At 57.0% G+C, this 26,945-nt stretch carries 20 protein-coding genes; 8 read left to right on the top strand and 12 right to left on the bottom strand.

Features of this window, described 5'->3' with window-relative positions; genetic code table 11:
* The coding region (locus tag ENTHG_RS05305) for a YdcF family protein (protein WP_071825807.1) at positions 1-738 on the bottom strand (738 nt) is incomplete at its 3' end.
* Between the two features lie 320 nt (positions 739-1,058).
* On the opposite strand from ENTHG_RS05305, the gene ENTHG_RS05300 reads away from it, so the two are divergent.
* The 3 genes from ENTHG_RS05300 to ENTHG_RS05290 are packed head-to-tail and all read left to right on the top strand — an operon-like array spanning position 1,059 to position 5,204.
* Positions 1,059-2,714 carry an MFS transporter gene (locus ENTHG_RS05300; RefSeq protein ID WP_044175438.1) on the top strand — a complete coding sequence of 552 codons (1,656 nt, stop codon included), beginning with the start codon at positions 1,059-1,061 and terminating at the stop codon, positions 2,712-2,714.
* Positions 2,715-2,739: 25 nt separating this feature from the next.
* Positions 2,740-3,822: an HlyD family secretion protein gene (locus ENTHG_RS05295; protein WP_044175431.1), complete on the top strand. Its 1,083-nt coding sequence runs from the start codon at positions 2,740-2,742 to the stop codon at positions 3,820-3,822.
* Positions 3,819-5,204, top strand: coding sequence for an efflux transporter outer membrane subunit (locus ENTHG_RS05290; protein ID WP_044175425.1), 1,386 nt, complete (start codon positions 3,819-3,821; stop codon positions 5,202-5,204). The genes ENTHG_RS05295 and ENTHG_RS05290 overlap by 4 nt, the downstream gene beginning before the upstream one ends.
* A 135-nt stretch (positions 5,205-5,339) precedes the next feature.
* On the opposite strand, the gene hrpA is transcribed toward ENTHG_RS05290, so the two are convergent.
* The gene (hrpA, locus tag ENTHG_RS05285; RefSeq protein ID WP_044179001.1) at positions 5,340-9,242 is read right to left on the bottom strand and encodes an ATP-dependent RNA helicase HrpA; all 3,903 of its coding nucleotides are present in this window, start codon (positions 9,240-9,242) and stop codon (positions 5,340-5,342) included.
* A 198-nt stretch (positions 9,243-9,440) separates the two neighbouring features.
* Here hrpA and azoR point away from each other — a divergent pair, with 198 nt between their 5' ends.
* Positions 9,441-10,043, top strand: coding sequence for an FMN-dependent NADH-azoreductase (gene azoR / locus ENTHG_RS05280; protein ID WP_044175420.1), 603 nt, complete (start codon positions 9,441-9,443; stop codon positions 10,041-10,043).
* A 32-nt stretch (positions 10,044-10,075) separates the two neighbouring features.
* Here azoR and ENTHG_RS05275 read toward each other — a convergent pair whose 3' ends face one another.
* From ENTHG_RS05275 to ENTHG_RS05255, 5 genes are all read right to left on the bottom strand, one after another.
* Positions 10,076-11,836: a bifunctional alpha/beta hydrolase/class I SAM-dependent methyltransferase gene (locus ENTHG_RS05275; protein WP_044175414.1), complete on the bottom strand. Its 1,761-nt coding sequence runs from the start codon at positions 11,834-11,836 to the stop codon at positions 10,076-10,078.
* Between the two features lie 32 nt (positions 11,837-11,868).
* The gene (locus tag ENTHG_RS05270; RefSeq protein WP_044175407.1) at positions 11,869-12,786 is read right to left on the bottom strand and encodes a phosphatidate cytidylyltransferase; all 918 of its coding nucleotides are present in this window, start codon (positions 12,784-12,786) and stop codon (positions 11,869-11,871) included.
* The gene (locus ENTHG_RS05265) at positions 12,783-13,388 is read right to left on the bottom strand and encodes a CDP-alcohol phosphatidyltransferase family protein (RefSeq protein ID WP_044175402.1); all 606 of its coding nucleotides are present in this window, start codon (positions 13,386-13,388) and stop codon (positions 12,783-12,785) included. Before ENTHG_RS05265 ends, ENTHG_RS05270 begins: the two co-directional genes overlap by 4 nt.
* Before the next feature lie 76 nt (positions 13,389-13,464).
* A complete protein-coding gene (locus ENTHG_RS05260; RefSeq protein WP_044175398.1) occupies positions 13,465-13,653 on the bottom strand; it encodes a YnbE family lipoprotein in 189 nt (62 codons plus the stop codon).
* Positions 13,650-16,289 carry a YdbH family protein gene (locus ENTHG_RS05255; protein ID WP_044175392.1) on the bottom strand — a complete coding sequence of 880 codons (2,640 nt, stop codon included), beginning with the start codon at positions 16,287-16,289 and terminating at the stop codon, positions 13,650-13,652. The genes ENTHG_RS05260 and ENTHG_RS05255 overlap by 4 nt, the downstream gene beginning before the upstream one ends.
* A 208-nt stretch (positions 16,290-16,497) precedes the next feature.
* Between ENTHG_RS05255 and ENTHG_RS05250 the strand changes: the two genes are divergently transcribed.
* The gene (locus ENTHG_RS05250) at positions 16,498-17,487 is read left to right on the top strand and encodes a 2-hydroxyacid dehydrogenase (RefSeq protein ID WP_044175384.1); all 990 of its coding nucleotides are present in this window, start codon (positions 16,498-16,500) and stop codon (positions 17,485-17,487) included.
* 106 nt (positions 17,488-17,593) lie between these two features.
* On the top strand, positions 17,594-18,022 hold the full coding sequence (gene hslJ / locus ENTHG_RS05245) for a heat shock protein HslJ (protein ID WP_044175377.1): 429 nt from the start codon (positions 17,594-17,596) through the stop codon (positions 18,020-18,022).
* Here the strand turns inward: hslJ and ENTHG_RS05240 are convergent.
* The gene (locus ENTHG_RS05240) at positions 18,016-18,282 is read right to left on the bottom strand and encodes a putative hemolysin (RefSeq protein ID WP_044175370.1); all 267 of its coding nucleotides are present in this window, start codon (positions 18,280-18,282) and stop codon (positions 18,016-18,018) included. The two genes, hslJ and ENTHG_RS05240, sit on opposite strands and share 7 nt — an antisense overlap.
* 280 nt (positions 18,283-18,562) lie before the next feature.
* Between ENTHG_RS05240 and nifJ the strand changes: the two genes are divergently transcribed.
* Positions 18,563-22,087 carry a pyruvate:ferredoxin (flavodoxin) oxidoreductase gene (nifJ, locus tag ENTHG_RS05235; protein WP_044175361.1) on the top strand — a complete coding sequence of 1,175 codons (3,525 nt, stop codon included), beginning with the start codon at positions 18,563-18,565 and terminating at the stop codon, positions 22,085-22,087.
* Positions 22,088-22,329: 242 nt separating this feature from the next.
* Here the strand turns inward: nifJ and ENTHG_RS05230 are convergent, their stop codons facing one another.
* Positions 22,330-22,773, bottom strand: coding sequence for a GNAT family N-acetyltransferase (locus ENTHG_RS05230; protein ID WP_044175350.1), 444 nt, complete (start codon positions 22,771-22,773; stop codon positions 22,330-22,332).
* Between the two features lie 148 nt (positions 22,774-22,921).
* Between ENTHG_RS05230 and ttcA the strand changes: the two genes are divergently transcribed.
* Complete coding sequence (gene ttcA, locus ENTHG_RS05225) at positions 22,922-23,857, top strand: tRNA 2-thiocytidine(32) synthetase TtcA (RefSeq protein ID WP_044175341.1); 936 nt, start codon at positions 22,922-22,924, stop codon at positions 23,855-23,857.
* A 54-nt stretch (positions 23,858-23,911) separates the two neighbouring features.
* Here ttcA and ynaL read toward each other — a convergent pair whose 3' ends face one another.
* The 3 genes from ynaL to ENTHG_RS05215 form a co-directional block, all read right to left on the bottom strand.
* Positions 23,912-24,061 carry a proline-rich small protein YnaL gene (gene ynaL, locus ENTHG_RS25775; RefSeq protein ID WP_154657534.1) on the bottom strand — a complete coding sequence of 50 codons (150 nt, stop codon included), beginning with the start codon at positions 24,059-24,061 and terminating at the stop codon, positions 23,912-23,914.
* Between the two features lie 271 nt (positions 24,062-24,332).
* Positions 24,333-25,316, bottom strand: coding sequence for a zinc transporter ZntB (gene zntB, locus ENTHG_RS05220; RefSeq protein ID WP_044175328.1), 984 nt, complete (start codon positions 25,314-25,316; stop codon positions 24,333-24,335).
* Positions 25,317-25,442: 126 nt separating this feature from the next.
* Positions 25,443-26,624, bottom strand: a complete 1,182-nt coding sequence (locus tag ENTHG_RS05215) for a methyl-accepting chemotaxis protein (RefSeq protein ID WP_044175316.1) — start codon at positions 26,622-26,624, stop codon at positions 25,443-25,445.
* Positions 26,625-26,945 lie beyond the last annotated feature (321 nt).

Raw genomic sequence — 26,945 nt, 5'->3', positions numbered from 1 at the left:
AGGCGCGGGCAATCTCGGGGGGAAATCCACATGCACGATAAAATCGCGCCCTGCGGGACCGTATCCCTCTGCGTCGTCCCGTAAGCGCGGAATTTCACCGAAGATCAACGAAAGATAGCGCTCGACTGGCCACAGGCCCGATGCCTGTGAGCTAAACGCCAGGCCATCTTCGGTGTTGGTCAGCTGGACGTTGAGACCGGGATAACTCAGCCAGTGCGGGGCGTTTTCACAGCCCTGGCTAACGCGGGCGAAGGTGGCCATAGTGCGTCGCTGTAAAACCGGATCCTGCATCACCAGCGCCGTTTTCAGCGCCATACCGCGCGCAGCAATGAGCGCGACCGAAAACCGGGCATTCTCGCCGCAGTTGGTTGACTTATCCTCTATAAGGAGTCGCTCATCGGGAATTTTCCAGAACTTACGCGCGATGTCAGCGAGGATCAATGCCTCTTTGCGCCCGGTGGTTCTTATCACGTTGTATTGTGGGTGGCGCGCCACGGCGGTATAGAGAAAGGGCGTTGAGTGACCAATGCCGCCGCTCACCACCAGCGGCAAATTATGACGGGCGGCAATGGCGCAGGCGGCATCTATCGCCGGGATAACCGCATGTCCGGGAAGGATCACTGCGTCAGCTCGCACCGGTTCTGGCTTGCCGACAAAATCATTTTGCGCCAGCCACTGCCCCAGCGTATTGAGCGCCGCGAGGGTTGGCTCCGGCAGGCGGGGAAAATTCATCATCATTGATTACCTCCATGGTAAATGCGTGGATCCAGCCTAACGCGCAAGCGTAATGTTAACAGGGGATCACTCCGAATCCGTACCATTATGCACCCGGCCTGTTTTCGTCTGCCAGGGGCGGCGAAAAGAGCAGAATCGAATAAACTTGAATAATTCATATACCTGAAAGAAAATAGTTAGAGCGCTAATCATTTGCTTACTGAATACATTAACAATCGCGCCCTTACCTTTTCGCAGCGGCTTTTGCCGACGGTTTTTCACCGTCTGCACGGGTCGGTAATGCAGCAGGTAAGCCGGGTGGCAAACGAGGTTGAGAACACGTAATGCGTCTGCCAAAACGCGATCCCTACGCCCCGCGGGAGTGGGCTCCGCACGAAAAACCGATGCTGCTGGGGTCGCCCTCCACGCCGGTTCATAGCACGCCAAAGCGTATTGCCTACGGTATTGTGGGCCTGCTGGTTTGCATGACCGGCGCGCTGGGCAATGCCATGGTCACCGCTAACCTGCAAAATTTGCAGGGCACCTTTGCCGCCTGGTCGACAGAAATCGCCTGGCTGCCCGCCGTTTACGTCATGACCAACGTCTCGATTAACCTGCTGCTGGTGAAGTTTCGCCAGCAGTTCGGCCTGCGGGCCTTTACCGAGGGGTTTTTGGTTCTCTACGTGCTGGTGACCTTTTTCCACCTGTTTGTGAACGATCTCAGCTCAGCGCTGCTGGTGCGTGCGGCCCACGGTATGGTGGCGGCGGCGCTCAGTTCGCTGGGCATCTATTACCAGATTCAGGCATGGCCCGCCCGTCATCGCCTGAAGGCGCTGACCATCGGTATTACCGGCTCCTCGCTGGCGATTCCCGGCGCTCGCCTCTTTTCCACCGAGCTGTTGCAGCTGGATGAGTGGCGCGGGCTTTATCTGTTCGAACTTGGGCTGGCGCTGATTTCGCTGGGCTGCGTGATCATGCTGAAACTGCCGCCGGGCGACCGTAAAAAGGTGTTTGAGAAGAAGGACTTCATTACCTTTTTTCTGCTGGCGCCGGGGATGGCGCTCCTGTGCGCGGTGCTCTCTCTGGGCAGGCTCTACTGGTGGTTTGAAGCGCCGTGGATAGGCTGGGCGCTGGCCCTGGCGCTGGTATTGATCGTCAGCGCTATCGTATTTGAACATAACCGCAGTAACCCGCTCCTCAATACGCGCTGGCTCTCCAGCGGCAGTATCCTGCGCCTGGGGCTGATTATGCTGCTTATCCGCATTGTGCTGGCGGAGCAAAATACCGGCGTCTTCGGCTGGCTGCAGTATATCGGCCTGCAAAATGAGCAGATGACCCAGCTTGCCTGGTCCATTCTTGCGGGGATTGTCTGCGGCATTACCGCCAGCTGCCTGACGATAAAACCCACGCGCCTGACCTGGCCCATCGTCACCTCGCTGGTGCTGATGATCATCGCCTCGTGGATGGACAGCCACTCTACCAGCCTGACACGCCCAAACCAGTTGATGATTAGCCAGTTTTTGCTTGGCTTCGGCAGCGCCTTTTTCCTCGCCCCGGCGATGCTTGCCGGTATCGGCGGCGTGGTGGCCGACCCGCGCAACCTGGTCAGTTTTTCGGTGCTCTTCGGCATGAGCCAGAACATCGGCGGGCTGCTGGGCTCCGCTATCCTTGGTACCTTCCAGACCTGGCGGGAGAAATATCATTCCAGCCTGCTGGCAGATCAGCTCACCACCCTGAACCCTGCGGTAAATGAACGCCTGCAGCTCTACAGTCAGATGTATCAGAACATGATTGGCGACAGCACGCTGCTCAGCACCCAGGCGGTTTTGCAGTTACAGAACGCCACCACGGTGGAAGCGAATATTCTGGCTTACAACGATACTTATCTGTTAACCGCCTCTGTCGCCGGAGCGACACTGGTATGGATTTTATGGCGTCTGGTGCGCCTGCGTCTTACCGCCCGCATCGCGTTAAGACGGGCAACGGGAATAAAAAAATAAGCGTGTTTACTTTTCTGGAGTATGTATGAGTCAGCAGGACGCCGCTAAAGAGCAGGCATCAACCCGCAGTAACCTGCGTATCGTCTCGATTTTTGCCGCAGCGGCCATCGGGATTGTCGGCGTACTGATTATTCTTTACGCGTGGCAGCTGCCGCCTTTCACCCGCCACACCCAGTTTACCGATAACGCTTATGTCCGGGGGCTGACGACATTCATCAGTCCGCAGGTCAATGGCTATATTACCGATGTAAAAGTGCAGGACTTCGCGCACGTCAAAAAAGGCGACCTGCTGTTGCAAATTGACGACCGCATTTATCGCCAGCGCGTTCATCAGGCGCAGGCGCAGTTGGCGATGAAAATCGCCGCCCTGAACAATAATATTCAGCAGCGTAAAAGCGCCGAAGCGGTGATTAAGCGTAATGAAGCCGCCCTCGCCAGCGCAAAAGCGCAAAATACGCAGTCGCAGGCCAACCTGAAGCGGGTAAAAGAGCTGACGGCCGATGGCTCGCTTTCGGTGCGCGAACGCGATGCGGCGCTGGCCTCGGCGGCACAGGGTGACGCCAGTATTGCCCAGGCGCAGGCGACGCTTGAGATGTCGCGTCAGGATTTGCGCACCACCATTGTTAACCGCGCCTCGCTGGAGGCCGATGTCGAAAACGCGAAGGCCGCGCTGGAGCTGGCGGAGATTGACCTGCAAAACACGCGGATTGTCGCGCCGCGGGATGGTCAGCTTGGGCAGATAACGGTCCGGCTGGGGGCCTACGTTACGGCGGGCACGCATCTTACTTCGCTGGTTCCGGCGCAACACTGGGTTATCGCCAACCTGAAAGAGACGCAGCTGGCGGAGGTACGCGTGGGCCAGCCCGTTCGCCTTACCGTTGACGCCCTCAACGGGCAGGCCTTCGAGGGGCGCGTGGAGAGTATCTCCCCTGCGACCGGCGTAGAGTTCAGCGCCATTACGCCGGATAACGCTACCGGCAACTTCGTTAAAATCGCTCAGCGTATTCCGGTGCGTATAGAGGTAAAAGGTAAAGCAGAAGACGTAGCGCGTCTGCGACCGGGCATGTCCGTACAGGTACACATTGACACCCGGGGGGCGGCGCAATGAGCTACCGTTTCTCCTTTGCCATGGCCTGCCTGCTGCTTGCAGGCTGCCAGTCGGTAGACGTCCAACCCGCGAAGCCGTCATTACAAATCCCGGCGGCCTGGCGGACGGATATCGGCCCCTCCGCGCCCGTTGAGCAGGTCTGGTGGCGGAACTTTCACGACAGCGCGCTGAACGGCTATGTCGATCGGGCGCTGCGCTATAACAGCGATGTGCTTATCGCCCGCGAACGGATCAACGAGTATCAGGCGCGGGTATACGGTGCAGAAGGCAGTATATTTCCGACGCTGGACGCCGGGTTGAGCGGTACGCGCGCCCGCTCGCAATCTGCGGCAACCGGTCTGCCGGTTTATAGCACCCTTTATAAGGGCAATCTCACCGCCAGTTATGATGTGGATATCTGGGGCGTCAACCGCAGCACCGCTGAGGCGGCGCGCGCCTCGCTGGAGGCGCAGAAAGCGGCGGCGTCGGCGGCGGATTTGACCGTCGTCTCCTCCGTCGCTTCGGGTTACATCACTCTGCTCTCGCTGGATGACCAGCTGCGGGTGACGCAATCCACTCTACAGGCGCGGGAAGAGGCGCTAAAACTGGCGCAGCGGCAGTACGAGACGGGGTACAGTTCCCGGCTGGAGCTGATGCAGTCGGATTCTGAAGTTCGCGCTACCCGCGCCCAGATCCCCGCGCTGCGCCATCAGATAGCGCAGCAGGAGAATGCGCTGAGCCTGCTGCTGGGGGCAAACCCTGGGGCAATCGCCCGCTCGGGTACGCTTGATAAGCTCACCCCGTTGCGGCTGCCGTCCAACCTGCCCTCGTCGTTACTTAACCGTCGCCCGGATATTGCCCAGGCCGAACGGCAGCTTCTGGCCGCCGACGCGACCCTGGCCTCGGCGCGCGCCAGCCTGCTGCCCTCGCTTAATCTGACCGCCACCGGCGGCGTACAGGACCGGACCTTGCCCGGCCTGCTGGATAATCCGCTGCAATTGTGGAGCGTCGGCGGCAGTATTCTCGCGCCGCTGCTCAATCGTCAGGCGCTTAATGCCCAGGTGGACGTGACAGCGTCACAACGAAATCAGGCGCTCTACGCCTACGAAAGAACAGTGCGCAATGCGTTTGTCGAGGTGAATGACAGTCTCGACGCCATCGCCCGGCTGCAGGAACAGTTAACGGAGTTGCAGGGGCAGGCTGAGGTGGCGCAGGAGACGTTGCGTATCGCAGAGAACCGCTACCGCAATGGCTACTCGTCCTATCTGGACGAGCTTGAGGCAAGGCGCACGCTCTTTTCGGTGCAGCTAAGCGTTGTGCAGGCCAAAAGCAATTTGCTGCTGGCGCAGATCGACCTTTACCGCGCCCTGGGGGGCGGCTGGTCTGAGGTTGCCGGAAGGTAGTTTCCCGGATGCGGCGTTGCCTTATCCGGGCTACGAATCAATTCCCTCTCCCCTATGGGGAGAGGGTCAGGGTGAGGGGAATATACGGCTCAGGAGGTTTGTTCCGTTTACCTCATGCTCCCCAACCCGCTTTTCTTACGCGCTAATCTGTTCCATCGCCTGCAGAATACGCTTATCTGAAATGGGATACGGCGTACCCAGCTGCTGGGCGAAATAGCTGACCCGCAGCTCCTCGATCATCCAGCGGATCTCTTTAACCTCTTCATCTTCCCGGCGCGCCGGGGGAAGTTTGTTAATCCACTGCTGCCACGCCTGTTGGACGCTTTCCACTTTCAGCATCTGCGCGCGGTCACGGTGCGGGTCGACCGCCAGCTTCTCAAGGCGTTTTTCAATCGCCTGCAGATAGCGCAGGGTGTCGCCAAGGCGTTTAAAGCCGTTGCCGGTGACAAAACCCCGGTAGACCAGCCCGCTCATCTGCGCTTTGATGTCTGAAAGCCCCAGCGCCATCGTCATGTCCACCCGGCCTTTCAGACGCTTGTTGATATTGAAGACGGCGGTCAGGATCTGCTCCACCTGCTTCGCAATATCGACAACCGTATCGTTAAGTTCGGCGCGTACCTTTTCATGCAGGGCGGCAAAGCCCTCTTCCGTCCATACCGGCCCGCCATTGGCGTCTATCAGTTTATCCACCCCGCAGGAGATGCAGTCATCGATCAGATCCAGCACCTTGCCATAGGGGTTAAAATAGAGGCCCAGCTTGGCTTTATTCGGCAGCTTTTCGTGCAGGTACTTAATGGGCGACGGAATGTTCAGCAGCAGCAGACGGCGCAGACCGTTCCACATCGCCTGTTGCTGCTCAAGGGGATTATCGAACAGTTTGATAGCGACGCTATCACGCTCGTCCACCAGCGCTGGCCACGCTTTCACTTTATAGTTGCCGCGCTTCTGCTCATAGCTCTCCGGCAGTTTGCCAAAACTCCAGATATGCAGGCCGCTCTGCTCAATGCCGTCGTCTGCTACCGCGGAAAGGGTCTCCTGGACTTTCCCTTTTAACGCCTCTTTAAGCGCGGTCAGTGAACGCCCTTCGTTCAGCTTCTTGTTTTTCTCATCCACTACCCGGAAGGTGACTTTCAGATGATCGGGCACCTGATCCCAGTGCCAGTCATCGCGGTCGACGGTAACGCCGGTCATCCGCCGCAGCTCGCGCTCCAGCGCATCCAGCAGGGGCAGCTCCAGCGGCGTCACCCGGCCAAGAAACGCTTCGGCGTAGTTAGGCGCGGGTACAAAATTACGGCGTACCGGCTTCGGCAGGGATTTAATCAGCGCGATCACCAGCTCACGGCGCAGGCCGGGGATCTGCCATTCAAAACCGCTCTCTTCAACCTGGTTTAGCAACGGCAGCGGGATGTGTACGGTCACGCCATCGGCGTCCGCGCCCGGTTCGAACTGATAGCTCAGCCGCAGCTTAAGATTGCCCTGATGCCAGAAGTTGGGGTAATCCAGCTTGCTGATTTTCTCCGCCCCCTCTTTGATAAGCATGCTTTTTTCAAAGTTGAGCAGATCGGGCGTTTCCCGGCTGACCTTTTTCCACCAGCTATCAAAGTGGCGGGCGGAAATCACCTCATGGCTGATGCGCTGGTCGTAAAACTCAAACAGCGTTTCGTCATCCACCAGAATGTCGCGGCGGCGCGATTTGTGCTCCAGCTCTTCCACTTCCGCCCGCAGCTTTAAGTTCTCGCGGAAGAAGGCGTGGCGCGTCTGCCAGTCCCCCTCCACCAGCGCGTGACGAATAAACAGCTCGCGGCTGAGCGCCGGGTCAATCTGGCTGTAGTTCACCTTACGGGCGGCGACGATCGGCAAGCCGTAGACGGTGAGCTTTTCCATCGCCATCACCGCGCCCTGCGCCCGCTCCCAGTGCGGCTCGCTGTATGAGCGCTTTATCAAGTGCTGCGCTACCGGCTCAACCCATTCCGGGTCGATACGGGCAGCGATGCGCCCCCACAGGCGGCTGGTCTCCACCAGCTCGGCAACCATTGTCCACTTCGGCGGTTTTTTGAATAAGCCGGAGCCCGGGAAAATGGAAAAACGGGCGTTGCGCGCGCCGGTATACTCCTGCTTGTCGGCATCTTTCATGCCGATATGCGACAGCAGGCCGGTGAGCAGCGCGATATGGATTTCCCGGTACTCCGCCGGTTCGCTGTTGACCGGAATACCCAGCTCTTTGACCACCTGCCGCAGCTGGGTGTAGATATCCTGCCACTCGCGCACCCGCAGATAGTTGAGATAATCCGTGCGGCACAGGCGACGGAACTGGTTGGATGAGAGCGCCTTCTGCTGCTCGCCCAGGTAGTTCCACAGATTCACAAACGCCAGGAAGTCGGACTCTTTGTCGTGGAAGCGACGGTGTTTTTCGTCGGAGGCCTGCTGCTTATCCATCGGCCGCTCGCGCGGATCCTGAATGGAGAGCGCCGAGGTAATGATCATCGCCTCGCGCACGCAGCCGTGTTTTTGCGCCTCCAGCACCATCCGCGCCAGGCGGGGGTCAACCGGCAGTTGCGAAAGCTGACGACCGAGCGGCGTAAGTTTATACGCGGTGGCCTTCTCGTCGGTGGTAATCGCGCCCAGCTCTTCCAGCAGGCGCACGCCATCCTGAATGTTGCGTTTATCCGGCGCTTCGACAAACGGGAACGCGGCGATATCGCCGAGACCCAGCGCGGTCATCTGCAAAATGACGGAGGCCAGATTGGTACGTAAAATTTCCGGGTCGGTAAATTCCGGGCGCGACAGAAAATCATCTTCCGAATAGAGACGAATACAGATCCCTTCCGAAACGCGGCCGCAGCGCCCTTTTCGCTGGTTAGCGGAAGCCTGCGACACCGGCTCGATGGGCAGTCGCTGCACTTTGGTGCGGTAGCTGTAGCGGCTGATACGGGCGGTACCTGGATCGATAACGTATTTAATCCCCGGCACGGTCAGCGACGTTTCCGCCACGTTGGTCGCCAGCACAATGCGCCGCCCGCTGTGGGACTGAAAGACCCGGTTCTGCTCGCTGTTTGACAGCCGCGCGTAGAGCGGCAGCACTTCGGTATGGCGCAGGTCGAGTTTGTTCAGCGCGTCGGCGGTATCGCGTATTTCACGCTCGCCGCTCATAAAGATCAGGATATCCCCCGGCCCTTCGCGCCCCAGCTCATCTACCGCATCGAAAATCGCCTGCAGCTGGTCGCGTTCGGTGTCGTCAGCTTCTTCAACAATGGGCCGGTAGCGTACCTCCACCGGGTAGGTGCGACCGGATACCTCGATAATTGGCGCGTTGTTGAAATGTTTCGAGAAACGCTCCGGATCGATGGTCGCCGAGGTGATGATGATTTTCAGATCCGGGCGACGGGGCAGCAGCTCTTTCAGGTAGCCGAGCAAAAAGTCGATGTTGAGGCTGCGCTCGTGGGCTTCATCGATGATGATGGTGTCGTACTGCATCAGCAGGCGGTCCTGCTGAATTTCCGCCAGCAAAATACCGTCGGTCATCAGCTTGACCATGGTGTTTTCGCTGATGCGATCGCTGAAACGCACCTTATAGCCGATACAGCCGCCCGGTTCTGTCTGCAACTCTTCGGCGATGCGGTTCGCCACGGTACGCGCCGCCAGACGCCGCGGCTGGGTATGACCGATCAGCCCTTTTACCCCGCGCCCCAGCTCCATGCAGATTTTTGGCAGCTGGGTGGTTTTACCGGAGCCGGTCTCCCCCGCCACAATCACTACCTGGTGGTCGCGTACCGCTTCCAGGATAGCCTGTTTTTTCTGGCTGACCGGCAGGTTTTCCGGATAGGTTATCGCCGGGCGGGACGCTTCACGCTGCGCAACCTTATGCGCGGCGTCGGCTATCTCCTGGTCCATAGTCTGCAATATTCCCTGCTGAGCATCAGGATTTTTAACTTTCTTTGCTCCCTGCAGACGGCGGGCAAAGCGCTGCCTATCGCGCAGCATCAGCGTATCAAGGCGGTGATGCAAATCGGCAAAGCTCAGTTTCTTTTGTTCTGTCATCATCTTATCGGGTAGTGCACTGCCGGAAAAATTCTCTTATATGGAATGGTATAAGAATACCACATCGGTTAGACGCAATGCTTGTTCAAGAAATTCGAACATAGGCTTCGATATATTGCGCTTTCTAATCAGGAAGTTTGTTAATAGAGTGACAGGCAGCAACGGGGTGCGCCCCACATCAAATAACAAGGATACACCATGCGCGTTTTAGTTCTTAAATCCAGTATTCTGGCAGGGTACTCGCAGTCTGGTCAGATGTCTGACTATTTTGTTGAGCAGTGGCGTGAAAAGCACCCCGCTGACGAAATTACCGTTCGCGATCTGGCGGCAACCCCTGTTCCGGTGCTGGACGGCGAACTGGTCGGCGCGCTGCGCCCGAGCGATGCGCCGCTGACGCCGCGCCAGCAGGAAGCGCTGACGCTTTCAGACGAACTGATTGCTGAACTGAAAGCGCACGATGTTATCGTCATCAACGCCCCGATGTATAACTTTAACATCCCGACCCAGCTGAAGAACTATTTTGACCTGGTTGCCCGCGCTGGCGTGACTTTCCGCTATACCGAAAAGGGGCCGGAAGGTCTGGTAACCGGCAAACGCGCGGTGGTGCTCTCCAGCCGCGGCGGCATCCACAAAGATACCCCGACCGATCTGATCGCGCCGTATCTGAAAATCTTCCTCGGCTTTATCGGTATTACTGACGTGAACTTCGTGTTCGCCGAAGGTATCGCCTACGGTCCGGAAGTGGCGTCCAAAGCCCATACCGATGCCAAAGCGGCCATCGACAGTATTGTCGCTGCATAATGTCTGTACCTCCCGCACGCGCGGGAGGTGTATTAGCGTTCGCAGCGTACAGCCATTGATACGGTAAAAATCCCCTCGTTATCAATTAGCTGCGCGCATTTTTCGAAACCTGCCTCCCGCACCAACGCATCCATTTCCCCCTGCGTTCGAACCCGCATTACCCAGGCTTTGCCGTCTTTGTGGCTGGTCAGCGCCCAGGCGATAGTTTTTAGCTGAGGATGCCAGGGTTGCCCGGTGTAGATGAGTATTCCCCCAGGCTCAATGGCAGCCGCCAGCCCGGCAAGGGAATCGCGCACCCGTTGGTTATCCGGGAAGAGTTCATACAGACCAGAGACAATCCCCAGCGTCGGACGAGGAGTCAGCGCCGCCAGCTCATCACGATGAAAGGCATCGCCACGCTCAAAGCGGGCGTACTCTGCCATACCGTGCGCGGCTATCATCTGCTGGCCCTGCGCCACATTTAATTCACTGTAATCACGAAGCCGTATCTCGCTTACTGCTGTCACCCCTTCCAGCGCATCCAGTACATAGCGGCCATGACCGGCGGCAATATCCACCACCCGCACCGCTTTACCCTGCTCAACCAGTTGCGCTACGGCCTGTTGAATCAGCATTTGCAGATGAATTTTTCGCTGGCGTATCCCCTGCCAGCCTGGGCTATTGAGATAGAATTTATCAATCTGCCGGCCCAGCGCGCTGCTGCCCTGGGGCTGATTGCGGTAAACGTAATCCAGCGTACTGCCGGAATCAAACCCCGTCTCAAACCCCAGGCGAACCCCGGTCGATTGCCTGCCCAGCAGCTTCATGCCATAACGCAGGGCGCGGTAAGCCAAATCCTCCACGGAATATCGCTCAGGCCCGGCGCTTAATATCCGCCAGGCGTCAGCGCCAGGGCTCCAGCGATCTTCGTTCTGATAATCAACGCGCTGCGGCGGCATGGCGTAGAGGGAGTCAATAAAGCTGCGCATTTTATCGAAGGCCAGATGCCGCTCTTTTTCACCCAGCGTATCGTGGAAAAAACCCGGCAGAATATGCAGCTCTTTATGCGTGCTGCGTAGCCGCTGGAAAAAATCGATTTGCGGCTGACGGTGTACGACATAGTCTTCTGCGGAGATTAACAGCTGCGTGGGCAATGTAATTGCGTTCGCGTCATCTACGATTCGCCGCGCGGTTTTATACAGATCGAGCAGAATATTGACCGCGATTGGCCGTGAAATTAGCGGATCTGAATTAAAGCTTTCTACCCTCTCCTCATCATGGGTCAGGTATTTCCCTTTGACGTAGGAGTTAACATAGAACAGGCCCCGCAGACGCTGCATTAGTGCCAGCCCCGGCCGGGCAAACGGCACATATAGTTTCACCTTAAACGCCGGTGAAGCCAGCACCAGGCCGCGAACAGGCGGCGCGTAATCATGGGCCCACGTTGCCGCCAGCACGGCGCCGACGCTTTGCGCCACGACGACCACATCTTCCAGTCCCGCCTTGCTGTCCGCGGCGGCGAAGCGGACAAACTCGTCAACGTCCTGCACCGATCGTGCCAGAGAAGGGCTAAAGCCGCGAGGCCCTGGAGAGCGCCCGTGGCCGCGCGCGTCCCAGGCGTAAAAGGTGGTATCCGGCATGCCCAGTTCATCAATAATATGCTGCAGACGGCCGGAGTGCTCATGACCGCGATGGAAAAGGACAATAACCTTTGGCGTTATGCCTGCCCGCTGAGCAGGCCAGCAGCGATAAAAGAGCGTCGTATTATCACTGGTAGAAAATTGCCGCTCTAGCGGAGTGCGTAAATCAGTCATGTACAAGGTTCCCGGTGAAATAGCGACGTGAATCAAAAGTAGAAATAACGGACAAAATGGAAGAAAACGGGCGCGGTAAAGATGAGAGAATCCAGCCTGTCGAGCAGCCCGCCATGGCCCGGCAACAGCGTCCCACTGTCTTTAACGCCGATATCACGTTTGATGGCGGACATCACCACATCGCCACAAAAACCCGTTAATGCGATGATGAAACCCGCGAGCGACGCCATCGGCCAGCTTAGCGGGGTTATGATCGGCCCCAGTAACGTCGCAGCAAGCGCCGTGGTGACGATGCCGCCGAGCAAACCCGCAAGGGTTTTATTGGGGCTGACTCTGGGCGTGACTTTTATGCGTCCTAATGATTTACCCCATAAGTACTGGGCAACATCGTTGAACTCCGTCAGGCCTACCACAAACAGCACCAGCAGCGCCCCGGTCTGCTTGCCGTCCGCAGGCAGTACCAGCAAAGAGGCGACATGGCTAAAGGCAAACACGGTGGTCATCAGTCCCCAGTGAAGCTGAGACGCTGTGCGCAAGAAGCCCTGCGTATCCCCCGCTATCACCATCAGCGCAGGCAGGAATAAAAAGACATAAACCGGAATAAAAACCACAAACATGCCGTACCAGCCAGAGCCTATCAGCCCATAGTTGACGGGAATAGCGATGACCATCCAGAAAAGCGGCATCCGGTCGGAATGGCGTACGGGCACCAGCGTGAGAAACTCTTTCAACGCCATACAGCTGACGAGAGCAAAGAAAGTGAGCGCCAGCCACTGCGGACTTAACAGCGCGAGCGAAAAGACAATAACGATCGCCCACCAGGTGCGAATACGCAGCGTCAGTTCGCGCCAGTCCTTGCCGGGGCGCAAAATGAGCAGCATCCCATTAATCAGCATGGCTACCAGCAACAAGGCGACAATGGCGGAAAGCGATTTTTCCAGCAGCATCATTTTGCCGCCTTGCCAGGCAAGGCGCTACGGCAGCGATTAACGGACGTCCATATCAACAACACGATAGCCACCGCCCAAACCGCATTATTCCACTGCCCGCACGGCGGCCATACGGAGATTGCCAGCCCCCATGCGCCAAAAGCGAATGCCCTGTCGCTCTTCCCCATCGGCCCTGCGTAGCTGCGCGCGCCGTTAAGGGTTTGCGCCAGCAGGCCGCAAAATTCAGTCATCACCATGCACAACAGCATGATCAGCACCAAAGGCGCGTTGCTGTCGGGAAGTGCGATAAAGGGAAGATAGAGCGCGATATCCGAAAGCACGTCTCCCGTTTCGTTGAGCATAGCGCCCAGCCGTGACTGCTGCTGACACTCGCGCGCCAGCATGCCATCCAGCGCGTTAAGCGCCATCCGCACAAACAGCACCACGGGCAGCAGAATGAACAATCCGGGACAGGGAAATAACACCAGCGCCGCGCCGGTAACGAGGGAAAGCCCGACTGCGGCGAGCGTAACGTGGTTTGCGGTGACCTGACGGCGATTGAGCCAGAACATTGCGGGGCGTAAAAGCCCCTGAAAAACAGGCTTTAGTGTGTAAAGCGTCATCATCATTCCTTGATGGTTGAAGCATCCCTACTGTCACAGCAGAATAATCTCTGCCTGTGCCGCGAGCAAGGCAGATTTACTCTCTGGCTTTGATTTCCTGCTGCTCCAGCAGCGTCTCCACCTCTTTATCCGCTTTGATATTGATATCGTGCTGGATCTTCACATTCATATTGATAGTGATAGGCTCTTTTGGCGCTGCGACTTCAATACGCGGCGTGCACGCCGCCAGGGGCATCGCCATCATTATCACGGCCAGCGTCTTCATCGGTTTTCCTCACATTGCTTTCCATTTGCGCAGGGCGCGGCAGGCAGTTTTACATGTTGTTTCAGCAGCGACTGGAGATTGTCGCCGAAACGCAGGCTGCGCCACAGTTCAAAGACATTCTCTTCGTGGGCATAGTTCAGGTTGACCGTATTGCTTTTCCCTTCCACGTAGCTGGTGCCTTTCAGCGCGGCCTGCATAGTAAGAAGCCCCTGCCGGTCGAGATTGATTTTTGTCCATGAGCGCGAGATTTCCATATAGCGTAGCCAGTTGATGGCCGCGCCAGCCGCCATATTATCTTTTACCAGCGCATCGGCGGTGTCCTTATCGACCCGCAGCGTCATGGCGCCAGGGTTGTGCAGCCAACCATCTTTGATGATCCACGCATTGTTATCGAGCCACAGCGGCAAGGCGCCGTCAATCGGGCCGGACAGCGCGAACTGTTTGGCTTTTATGGCGCTTATCAGCTCGCTGGAAGAGATGTTCTGCAAGCGTAACAGCGCCGCATCATGCTGGGGCAGACGGAGCTGGCGCAGGGTGACTTTTCCGCCGAGCACGTCAATGCTGACATCGCTCAGTTGCAGTGGATTCGCTTCGGTCCACGGATAGCTACCCTGTAAATCGGCAGCAATATTGCTGGCGGTGACCTGGTTGACCACTTTGCCAATGCGCAGGGAGACGGGTCTACGGGTGCCAAGTTGCCAGCGTCCTTCGTGGTAACGAAACGGTAGAATAAAGTCGACGCCGGAAAACTGATTGTCCGGCATCCATGCGCCGCCGTCGCGCAATACGCCGTGGCCGCCTGCCTCAAACCCCTGTCCGGGGGCGGCGGAAAAAGCAACCTGCGCATACAGCGCCCCGTCCAGCAGGCGCATTTTCCACTCCGGGGGAACCAGCGGCTGGAAGACATTCAGCGCCTGCTTCGGCCACCAGGCCTGGCCGCGCAAGCGCTCGCCATCCCAGCGTCCGTTGACCCGCACTGGCCCTATCTCATCGGCGCGCAGGTCTCCTTTAAACTGGAAAACGGTAGGCTCGCTGCCGCTAACGCTAAAATTCAGGGTTGACGGCGGGAGCCGGCTGCCGCCGCTAAAGGTTGTCTCTTCGGCGTCCAGGGTCAGCGCGCCGCTGAAATGCGGTTGCGCCTCGTCCCGTAGCCAGCGGATTGGCTGGTTGAGCACCAGTCTTGGCGCGTTGATGCGCATCGTGCCGTACTGGAGCTGATCGAAGCCGGTAGAGAGCGCGCTAAGAAGAATCACGTTATCTCGCCACTCGCCGCGGCCTGCTACGTCCCAGCGCGCATGCATTGGAATGAAGTTTCCCTCCCCCCAGTATCGCCATTGCCAGAGCCCCGCATCGGGCAAAAAGTCGCGTGCCTGGCCGTCGAGATGCAGGACAAAGTCGCCCATCTGATTCTCGTGAGCCCGCAAAATGGCCTGCAGACGCCCGTCCACGCCGCGCTGCGTAACCTTGACGCCCGCAAGCGGCCAGCGAATTTCATCAATATTGAGGGCGTCGATCACCCGACCGCGCGAGCGCAGCAGCGCGCCTGGGGTGAAGGCCAGAAGCGGATCGCTTAACGGGCCGGTTAGCTGCGCCGGAAGCGACGCGTAGAAGATCATCTCGCCCTGCTTCGCCTCGCCGGTGAGGCGCATCGGCATATCGCTCTGATCCATACCCAGCCGCCCCGGCCCAAAATTCAACACCGCATTACCCTTGCCGGCGTTGCCCTGGGTCAGGACGTTCAGCCGCCCGCTGATCCGCGCTTTTTCGATGCCGGCCTGCCAGTCATCAATGTGCAGGCCGACGCGTCCACTTAGCGGGAAGCCCTGATAAGGCCAGTTCCAGCGCCCGTCGCTAATGGTGAACCGCGCCGGCGTTGCCTGCCAGGGAAGGTCTAACAGCGGCTCAGGATTGCCCCGCGCCATCACAATGAGCTGGCCCTCATTTTCGCGCCACTCCAGCTCCGCATCGACGATGACCGGCTCCCCTGGCACCGTTAGCGTGGTCTGCGCATGGCCGTTAACCGGCACGCCCGCTGGGAAAACGGGTAGCGTAAATTCGCCTCCCAGCGTAACGGGGGGCTTGTCATCAAACAGGCGCATCTCAAGTTTAGAGAGGGTCAGGGCCTGCCCCGCCAGCTGCGCGTCAAAAGCCAGACGCTCGCCGCGGTAATGTAGCTGCTGTCGTTGCGGGGTCAGCGCCAGCGAGAGTCGCCCCTCCCAGGCCTGCCAGGGGGAAAAGGTCAGGCGTTTAATATCGATCCAGCTGCCGGGAAGCATCGCCTGCCACTCTTTTAAAGTTTTTGGCGCGGCGGGTGACGGTTCACTTTGCGGCAGTTTATTCAGGCAGGCAGTATTGATATCAAGCGCATCCGCCTCCAGTTTCCAGCGGCTGGGATGGGTCAGCGTGGCATTGGTCAGACGAGCCAGCGGGCAGTCTTCAACCAGATAGCGCAGTTCCGGGATATGCAGCGAACGCAGCGTCAGGCGGGGGCTCTCATCCAGAGCGATACGGGTACCCGCCGGTAGCCAGATACCGGCGAGCGTCGGCACCCACTGCGCAAGGGTCAGCAGAAGCGTTAGCGGCAGCAGTATAAACAGTAGTACCAGCGCGATAGCGGCTTTGTATTTACCCTTCATGGGCAGTTAATATCCTGATTTTGCATATGATTAAGCCGGTTATGGCGATTATTGTGTCATGTTTGGCCCGGCAAAAGAAGTTACTGCCCCTTTTAAGCGTAGATGTTTTAAAATTAATTACAGGTGCCTGTTTATAAATTATTTTTTAGAATTTACATAAATATTTGAGTCATGTTACTGTGAATCAAATCACATTGGAGAAAGTCTTATGAAACTCGCGGTATACAGTACAAAGCAATACGATAAAAAGTATTTGCAGCATGTAAATGAGCAGTTTGGCTTCGAGCTTGAATTTTTTGACTTTCTGTTAACTGAAAAAACAGCAAAAACGGCTAACGGCTGTGAAGCAGTCTGTATTTTCGTTAACGACGACGGCAGTCGCCCGGTGCTGGAAGAGCTGCAGAAGCACGGCGTGAAGTACATCGCCCTGCGCTGCGCCGGGTTCAATAATGTCGATCTGGATGCGGCCAAAGAGCTGGGCCTGAAGGTCGTTCGCGTACCCGCCTACTCTCCCGAGGCAGTAGCGGAACACGCTATCGGCCTGATGATGTCCCTCAACCGCCGTATTCACCGCGCCTATCAGCGCACCCGCGACGCTAACTTCTCGCTGGAGGGGTTAACCGGTTTCACCATGTACGGTAAAACGGCAGGGATTATTGGTACCGGTAAGATTGGCGTCGCCACCCTGCGCATTCTGAAAGGCTTCGGTATGCGTCTGCTGGCGTTTGACCCGTATCCGAGCGCGGCGGCGCTGGATCTGGGGGTAGAGTATGTTGACCTGGCTACGCTCTTCTCCCAGTCTGACGTTATCTCTCTCCACTGCCCGCTGACGCCGGAAAACTACCATCTGCTCAACCGTAGCGCCTTTGAGCAGATGAAAGATGGTGTGATGATCATTAACACCAGCCGCGGCGGCCTGATTGATTCTCAGGCGGCTATCGAAGCCCTGAAAACGCAGAAAATCGGCGCGCTGGGCATGGACGTTTATGAGAACGAGCGCGACCTGTTTTTTGAAGATAAGTCCAACGACGTCATTCAGGATGACGTGTTCCGCCGTCTCTCCGCCTGCCATAACGTCCTGTTTACCGGCCATCAGGCATTCCTGACCGCCGAGGCGCTGATCAGCATCTCGGAAACCACGCTCGATAACCTTCGTCAGCTGGAAAACGGCGAAAGCTGCCCCAACGCCCTGTTCTAAAAATCACGCTCCCTGCCTGGCAGGGAGCCGTTTCAGATTATCCCCGATGACAGGCGGCTGCGGCCTGGTACAATTTTGCAGAGTCATCATCATTCCCGAGGAACCAATGAAGAGAACGATTGCCGTGGCGGCGTTAACGATTGTGCTTGCGGGCTGCGTAAGCAGCGGCGTCAACAAGGAGTCGGTCAGCGCGAAGCAGCTGGCTCAGCAACATTTTATCCTGGATACAGTCAACGGCCAGGCGGTCACGCCGGGTGACCACCCCGCAGAGATTGGCTTTGACGACGACATGCAGGTATCAGGCAGCATGTGCAACCGCTTTACCGGGAAGGGTAAATTATCGGATGGCACTTTAACGGTGAAAGAACTGGCAATGACCCGCATGGCGTGCGCGGACCCGCAGCGCAACGCGCTGGATACCACCATCGGCGCAATGCTGCGCGAAGGCGCACAGGTCGACCTGACGGATAACCAGCTTACGCTGACGACGGCCGATCAAACCCTGATTTATAAACGCCAGGATAGCGCTCAGTAAGTGCCGCAGCTCCCGGCGGCAAGCGACTGTTCGCTACAGCGTTTGCCGTTGGGTAACGCGCACATTCCTGTCGCCGTGCCGTCAAGCTGACGCGCCACCGATAATGTCCCGCCTATCATGGCGCAGTTAGCTTCGCCGCTGCTGGACATTGACGCTTTCAAACCCGGCGCTACATGCGCGGCGGTGGCCTGTTGAACGGGCTCGTTGCTGCATGCTGTCAGCAACAACGCGGCGCACCCTACCCAAAACGCTGCTCGCATCTCTTTTCCCCTGTCGGTTAGCAAAACCTAAGCATCATAGGCAGCATAACGTCTGACGTCGAGAGCCTGATTGCACCTTTATGCGCTATGGCAACATTTTGATGCGTTTTTTTTATCCATATTGCCGATGATAAAACGTAATTCATTGACTGGCGTTATCTCTGAGAACACAAAAGCAAAAATCCCCTCGCCGCCCCTTTGCTAAAATAGAGTGATAATTACAGGATCCGTTGCTGTTCCACGGGTCCCTTTTATTGCGCAATGTAAGGGTGTCATATTTATGATTACTATCGACGGTAATGGCGCGGTCGCCTCGGTCGCGTTTCGCACCAGTGAAGTTATCGCCATCTACCCGATTACGCCAAGCTCCACGATGGCGGAACAGGCCGATGCCTGGGCCGGAAACGGGCTTCGCAATGTGTGGGGCGACACGCCTCGCGTCGTGGAGATGCAGTCAGAAGCGGGGGCTATTGCCGCCGTACACGGCGCGTTGCAGACCGGCGCGCTCTCCACATCGTTTACCTCCTCGCAGGGTCTGCTGCTGATGATCCCCACGCTTTATAAGCTTGCGGGGCAGCTGACGCCTTTCGTGCTGCATGTGGCGGCGCGTACCGTGGCAACCCATGCGCTCTCTATTTTTGGCGACCATTCCGACGTGATGGCCGTGCGGCAAACCGGCTGCGCCATGCTCTGCGCGGGCGGCGTACAGGAGGCGCAGGACTTTGCGCTGATCTCCCATATCGCCACGCTGAAAAGCCGGGTGCCCTTTATCCACTTTTTTGATGGTTTCCGCACGTCCCATGAAATCAATAAGATTGCATCGATCTCCGATGAAACTATCCGCTCGCTGATGCCGCAGGCGGAGATTGACGCGCACCGTGCCCGCGCCCTTAACCCTGAGCATCCGGTGATCCGCGGCACTTCCGCAAACCCGGATACGTACTTCCAGTCCCGGGAGGCCACCAACCCCTGGTATAACGCCGTTTACGATCGCGTTGAGCAGGCGATGGATGATTTTGCCGCGGCGACGGGGCGGCAGTATAAACCGTTCGAATATTATGGCCACCCGCAGGCGGAACGGGTGGTGGTGATTATGGGGTCGGCCATTGGCACCTGTGAAGAAGTGGTGGATGACCTGCTGGCACGCGGCGAAAAAGTGGGCGTGCTGAAAGTGCGCCTCTTCCGGCCCTTCAGCGCCCGTCATCTGCTGGCGGTGCTGCCGGAAACGGCGAAAAGCGTTGCCGTTCTCGATCGCACCAAAGAGCCGGGCGCGCAGGCGGAACCGCTCTATCTGGACGTAATGACCGCGCTGGCGGAAGCCTTCAACCAGGGCGAACGTGAAACGCTGCCGAAAGTGATCGGCGGGCGCTACGGCCTCTCCTCCAAAGAGTTTGGCCCGGAGTGCGTGCTGGCCGTCTTTAATGAGCTGCGTGAAAGTAAACCGAAACCCCGCTTCACCGTCGGTATTTACGACGACGTTACTCACCTTTCGCTGCCGCTGCCGGAAAATACCCTGCCCTCGCATGCAAAACTGGAGGCGCTTTTCTACGGGCTGGGCAGCGATGGCAGCGTCTCGGCAACCAAAAACAATATCAAGATCATCGGCAATGCGACCCCGTGGTTCGCCCAGGGGTATTTTGTCTATGACTCCAAAAAAGCAGGCGGGCTTACCGTCTCGCATTTACGTGTCAGCGAGAGGCCGATTAACTCTGCGTACCTGGTCTCGCATGCTGATTTCGTCGGCTGCCACCAGCTGCAGTTTATCGATAAATATCAGATGGCGGAACGCCTTAAGCCTGGCGGGATATTCCTGCTTAACACCCCCTACAGCCCGGATGAGGTGTGGGAGCGTCTGCCGCAGGAAGTTCAGGCGGTACTGAACCAGAAGCAGGCCCGCTTTTATGTGGTCAATGCCGCCAGAATTGCCCGCGAATGCGGACTTGGCGCACGCATCAACACGGTAATGCAGATGGCGTTCTTCCACCTGACCGCTATTTTGCCGGGCGACAGCGCGCTGACGGCTTTGCAGGGCGCTATCGCCAAAAGCTACAGCAGTAAAGGTCAGGAGCTGGTGGAGCGAAACTGGCAGGCGCTGGCGATGGCCCGCGAGTCGCTCTCAGCCGTGCCGCTACAGCAGGTTAACCCGTCGAGCGCCAACCGCCCGCCGGTGGTCTCCGACGCGGCCCCCGATTTCGTCAAAACGGTCACCGCCGCAATGCTGGCAGGCCTTGGCGATGCCCTGCCCGTATCCGCCCTGCCGCCGGACGGCACCTGGCCTTTAGGCACGACGCGCTGGGAAAAACGCAATATCGCCGAAGCGATTCCTATCTGGAAAGAAGAGCTTTGTACTCAGTGTAACCACTGCGTGGCCGCCTGCCCGCACTCGGCGATTCGCGCTAAAGTGGTTCCCCCGGAGGCCATGGAGTCGGCACCCGCCAGCCTTCACTCGCTGGATGTGAAAGCGAGGGATATGCGTGGTCAGAAATATGTTCTGCAGGTGGCGCCAGAGGATTGCACCGGCTGCAATCTGTGCGTAGAAGTCTGCCCGGCGAAAGACAGACAGAACCCGGAAATCAAGGCCATCAATATGATGTCGCGCCTTGAGCATGTGGAAGAAGAGAAAGTGAATTATGACTTTTTCCTCGACCTGCCGGAGATCGACCGTAGCAAACTGGAGCGCATCGATATCCGCACCTCCCAGCTCATCAGTCCGCTGTTTGAGTATTCCGGGGCCTGCTCCGGCTGCGGCGAAACGCCCTATATCAAGCTGCTCACCCAACTCTATGGCGATCGCATGCTGATTGCCAACGCCACGGGCTGCTCCTCTATATATGGCGGCAATCTGCCCTCCACCCCCTACACGACCGATGCCAACGGTCGCGGTCCGGCATGGGCAAATTCCCTGTTCGAAGATAACGCCGAGTTTGGCCTGGGCTTCCGTCTGACGGTGGATCAGCATCGCCAGCGCGTTATGCGCCTGCTCGCACAGTTCGCCGACCACATTCCGAGCGCGTTGAACGAGGCGTTACACGCCGACGCCACGCCGGAGGTGCGCCGTGAACAGGTCGCGGAACTGCGAAAAGCGCTGGCTGACGTTGAGGCGGCAAAAGAGCTGTTAACCGACGCCGACGCGCTGGTGGAGAAATCAATCTGGTTGATCGGCGGCGACGGCTGGGCCTACGATATTGGCTTTGGCGGGCTGGATCACGTCCTGAGTCTGACGGAGAACGTCAACATTCTGGTGCTGGATACGCAGTGTTATTCCAACACCGGCGGCCAGGCATCGAAAGCGACGCCGCTTGGCGCAGTCACTAAGTTTGGCGAACACGGTAAGCGCAAGGCGCGCAAAGACCTCGGCGTCAGCATGATGATGTATGGCCATGTCTACGTTGCGCAGATCTCCCTTGGCGCGCAGCTTAACCAGACGGTGAAGGCGATCCAGGAAGCCGAGGCGTACCCGGGGCCGTCCTTAATCATCGCCTACAGTCCTTGTGAAGAGCATGGCTACGACCTGGCGCTAAGCCATGACCAGATGCGCCAGCTTACGGCAACGGGCTTCTGGCCGCTGTATCGTTTTGACCCGCGACGCGCCGATGAAGGGAAATTACCGCTGGCGCTGGATTCGCGTCCGCCTTCTGAGGCGCTTGCCGAAACGTTGCTGAATGAACAACGCTTCCGCCGCCTTAACGCGCAGCAGCCGGAAGTGGCGGAGCAGTTATGGAAAGATGCGGCGGCGGATTTGCAAAAACGCTATGACTTCCTGGCGCAAATGGCCGGTAAAGCCGAGAAGAGTTCCGCCGATTAACGCCCGGAGGGGACCCGACGTAAAGCCTGCATTTCATGCAGGCTTTTTTCTGGCTGTTATAAAAGTGTAAAACTTATCGCCGATAATGCGCTGAGTGCATCCATGCCTGATACCCCGAAAGCGAGAAGCAATGAAACAGAGAACCCGCCGTACCCTGCAAATTCACTGGAGCCTGCAACGTCAGCGCGACAGCCAGTGGAAAAAATTCAGTCTGGTGCTCACCAACCGCAGACCGTAAAGCGTCACATCTTCATGGTGTAACGCACAAAATCGTCAGTCGCCGCTTCTTTATCGTAGAGTTTACGCGCCGGGTTCGTTTCGCGCGTAAACCAGTAGACTTTCGCCCACCCCTTTTCTTGCGCCTCTTTACGCAGCGCGGTCAGCACCGCATGACCAATGCCTCTGCCACGCAAATTCGCATCGACAAAAAAATCTTCCAGATAACAGACCGGCGACATGTGATAGGTTCCCTCATGCAGAACGCACAGCGCAAAGCCCACCACTTTACCTTCATACTGCGCAATGCGACACAGTACGGGTGAAGCAGGGTTTAGCGCCCTGTCCCACGTATGCTGTGTGATAGCGTCTTCCAGGGTCGCGGCATAAAAACTGTTATAGCCCTCCCACAATATCCGCCACTGCGCGTAATCCTCGGCAACCGCGTCGCGTACAATCACTTCACTCATTTCTATTACGCCTCATTATTATTGACGCAGGAACTATACGCCTGATTTCTACGGCACAGAATGTTTTGCTACAATCACGCTTTGCGTTTCACTCTGTTGGCGGATTATTGTCCGGCTGACGCTGAACTCCTGAATTGAGCCCTTTTCCATGTCGCAAGATCAACAAGTTACGAAGAAAGAACAGTACAACCTCAACAAATTACAGAAACGCCTGCGTCGTAACGTCGGCGAAGCGATTGCCGACTTCAACATGATTGAAGAGGGCGATCGCATTATGGTTTGCCTTTCCGGCGGCAAAGACAGCTACACCATGCTGGAAATCTTGCGCAATCTGCAACAAAGCGCGCCGGTTAATTTTAGCCTCGTCGCGGTTAACCTTGACCAGAAACAGCCAGGCTTCCCGGAGCATATTCTACCTGCTTATCTGGAACAGCTTGGGGTTGAGTACAAGATTGTGGAAGAGAATACCTACGGCATCGTTAAAGAGAAGATCCCGGAAGGCAAGACCACCTGCTCTCTCTGCTCTCGCCTGCGCCGCGGCATTCTTTACCGCACGGCGACAGAGCTGGGGGCAACAAAAATCGCGCTGGGCCATCACCGCGACGATATTTTGCAAACCCTGTTCCTGAACATGTTCTACGGCGGAAAAATGAAAGGTATGCCGCCGAAGCTGATGAGCGACGACGGGAAACATATCGTCATTCGCCCGCTGGCCTACTGCCGCGAAAAAGACATCGAGCGTTTTGCCGAGGCGAAAGGGTTCCCGATCATTCCCTGCAACCTGTGCGGTTCACAGCCTAACCTGCAGCGCCAGGTTATTGCGGATATGCTGCGCGATTGGGATAAGCGTTATCCGGGACGCATTGAAACCATGTTCAGCGCGATGCAAAACGTAGTGCCTTCGCACCTCAGCGATACATCACTGTTTGATTTCAAAGGCATCAAACATGGCGCCGAGGTGGTGGACGGCGGCGATCTGGCATTCGATCGCGAAGAGATTCCGCTGCAGCCCGCTGGCTGGCAACCGGATGAGGAAGACGGCGATTTCAGCGCTACTCGCCTGGACGTGCTGGAAATAAAATAAGCGCGCCGCTTACCCGCTTAACGTTAAAAAGCCCTCATCACGGAGGGCTTTTTGTTACATATGCGGCGGTGGGTCGACAATGGGCCGCGGATCGGGGTCCAGCGGCGGGTCGGGAATCGGCTGGGGGGTCGGTATCGGGTCCGGAATCGGTACGGGATCGGTCGGCACCGGGTCGCTCATCTGTAACGGCGAATGTCTGTACATAGTTGCCTCCTTTGAATTACCCTTCTTTAAGGGTAGACCCCTGTGGGCAGGAGGCAAAAAAAAGCCGACTTTTAAAGTCGGCGTCGTACGAATCAATTGTGCTATGCAGTAATTCAAAAAAGGAAGTAAGACAATATGGAGCGCAACGCCCATCGCTTGACGTTGCATTCACCTGCGAGATCAATATTGCACCTGAAGAGACGGTAGTTTATTGATATGGCTCAAAGTAAAACGCGTTTTTATGTTCAATTTATGTTAAAAAAGCGAAATTTTACAGCCATTTACTGCGATGCAACCACCAGGTAACACCACCTATCAGGAAGACCAACATAATGCAGAACAGCGAAAAACCGAATCGCCATGCCCCGCCCGGTATGCCGCCCAGGTTAACGCCAAACAGCCCGGTTAAAAAGGTGCTGGGCAGGAAAACCATCGCCATCAGCGACATGGTATAGGTCCGCCGGGAGAGCGACTCCTGCATCACCTGGGTAATTTCGTCGGTCATCACCGCCGTTCGCGCGATACAGGCATCGATTTCATCCAGTCCGCGACCGAGCCTGTCGGCGATGTCCTGCATGCGGCGGCGCTGATCGTCGTTCATCCACGGCAGACGTTCGCTGGCAAGGCGGGCGAACACATCCCGCTGCGGGGCCATATAGCGTCGCATAACGATGAGCTGTTTGCGAAGCAGCGCCAGGAAGCCACGAGGCGGGATCTCCTGATCCAGCAGATTGTCTTCAAGGTCGATGATTTTGTCGTGCAGCTCTTCAATGAACTCGCTGGCATGGTCGGTCAGGGCGTCGCAGACATCAACCAGCCATCCGCCGCTGTCAGTCGGCCCCGTCTCTTCCTGTAAATCGCTGACGACATCATCCAGCGCCAGCACCTTACGCTGGCGCGTGGAGATAATCATCCGTTCGTCCATATACACCCGCACCGCCACCAGTTGATCGGGGCGCTCATCCGTGCTGCCGTTAATGCAGCGCAGCGTGATCAGCGTCCCCTCGCCCAGACGGCTTACCCGTGGGCGCAGGCTTTCACCTGCCAGCGCGTTACGTACCGGGTTCGGTAACAGGGGGGTCGTTGCCAGCCACTGGGCGCTTTCCGGGCTGGTATAGTTCAGGTGCAGCCAGCAGGGATGCTGCGCATCAATGATATCGTCCTCTTTGAGCGGCTTAACGCCCCCCTTCCCATCGAATCGCCATGCGAAAACCGCATCCGGGATATCGACATCACGTCCTCTGATCGCTTCCACAGCGCCTCCACTTTCAACCTGTTTGCTGTTGTCAGTCTAGCCATCTGTGCCGGTAGTGCAATCATGGTGCTGAATTTGCAGAAAATAATGAAAAAGGCGGCGCCATGAGCCAGGCGCCGCAGGGGATCAGAAGGACTGCCAGTGCGTCTCCTGAGGACGGACAAGCGGTTTTGCACTGCGACGCCGCGCCGGAGCTGACTGAGCGGGCTTTATTTCTGCGGCGGGCTGCGGGTGCGCCAGCCGGTATTTGGCGGTGCGTTGTTGCAGCTCCGTTACCTGGGTTTTTAAAACATCTGACGATCCTGCCAGCTCATCTACCATCGACACATTACTCTGGGTTACTTTTTCCAGCTCGGAGAGCGCCAGCGTGATCTGGGCAATGCCCTTTTCCTGCTGCAGCGTTGAGACGGCAATCTCATCCATCAGCTTACTGACTACGCTGGCCCCGGAGACGATTTCATGCATATTTTTCTCCGCTTCGGCAACCACCGTTGCCCCCTGCGTCACGTTGTCGGTAGTGACCGCAATCAGGCTTTTAATATTTTTAGCCGCTTCCGCGCTGCGGTGCGCCAGGCTTCTCACTTCGCCTGCAACCACAGAGAAACCTTTACCATGATCCCCTGCCCGCGCCGCCTCCACCGCCGCGTTCAGCGCCAGGATATTGGTCTGAAAAGCAATGCCATCAATCAGACTGATGATCTCTGTCATCTGGTTCGCGCAGTCGGTAATGGACTGCATGTTTTTCGCTACCCGGCCCATCAGATCGCCGCCTTTCAGGGCGTTGCTGCTCGCATCGCTGGCGCGGGTGCTGGCGAGACGGGTATTTTCCGCATTATTTTTTGTGCTGCTGGCCATCTCTTCCATGCTGGCCGCGGTCTGCACCAGCGCAGCGGACTGCTCTTCGCTTTTAACAGAGAGTTCCGCGCTGCGGGAAGCCAGTTCATCCGAGAGCTCCATCGCGCTCTGTGAAGAGGCGCGAATCTCCCCTACCAGCGTGGCGATACTCCGGGACAAGTTGTTGATTCCGGGTATCAGGCGGCCCGCACAGTTGTTACCAAAATCAGGAATAGTGACAGAGACATTGCCGTCGGTAACTTCTTCGATGCTTCTTTTAACGGTATTAATTGGGGTCACTAAATAGTGTGTCATATATAACCACAGCAACCCCAGCGTCACCAGCCACACCAGACTTATTGCGGCGAGCAGAGCGCTATTTTTCGCGATGATAATAACTACCACATCCATCAGCAAAAAAGAAACCAGCATAAATAAAATAATAAACGTTCTGACGCTAATGTTTTTAAGCATAGGGCACCAACAATGACATCTGGAGGGGTAAGCTTCTTATAGCATTCGAAATACACTTTTTCATCAGGAAAATGGCTGGTGGACATGTTCAGTTTGAACGCGATGCAGTTTTACTTAAGTCATGGTTATAACGCTGATTTTTACGAAATAAAAACAGGATTCAGTGAAAAACACTGTTTGAGGCTTAATTTTAAGCTTAATATATCATATAGAAATAGCGAAGTGATTAAATTAATTAGCTTATGAGAAAGCCTACACTCTATTTAAGCACTGCTGAAATAAAACAGCGAGGTAAAGAAATATTTACCGTTGCCGATAATC

Origin of the sequence: Phytobacter massiliensis JC163, from assembly GCF_000321045.1 — a bacterium.
Taxonomy (GTDB): domain Bacteria; phylum Pseudomonadota; class Gammaproteobacteria; order Enterobacterales; family Enterobacteriaceae; genus Phytobacter_A; species Phytobacter_A massiliensis.
This window is presented reverse-complemented; position numbering and strand designations above follow the sequence as displayed.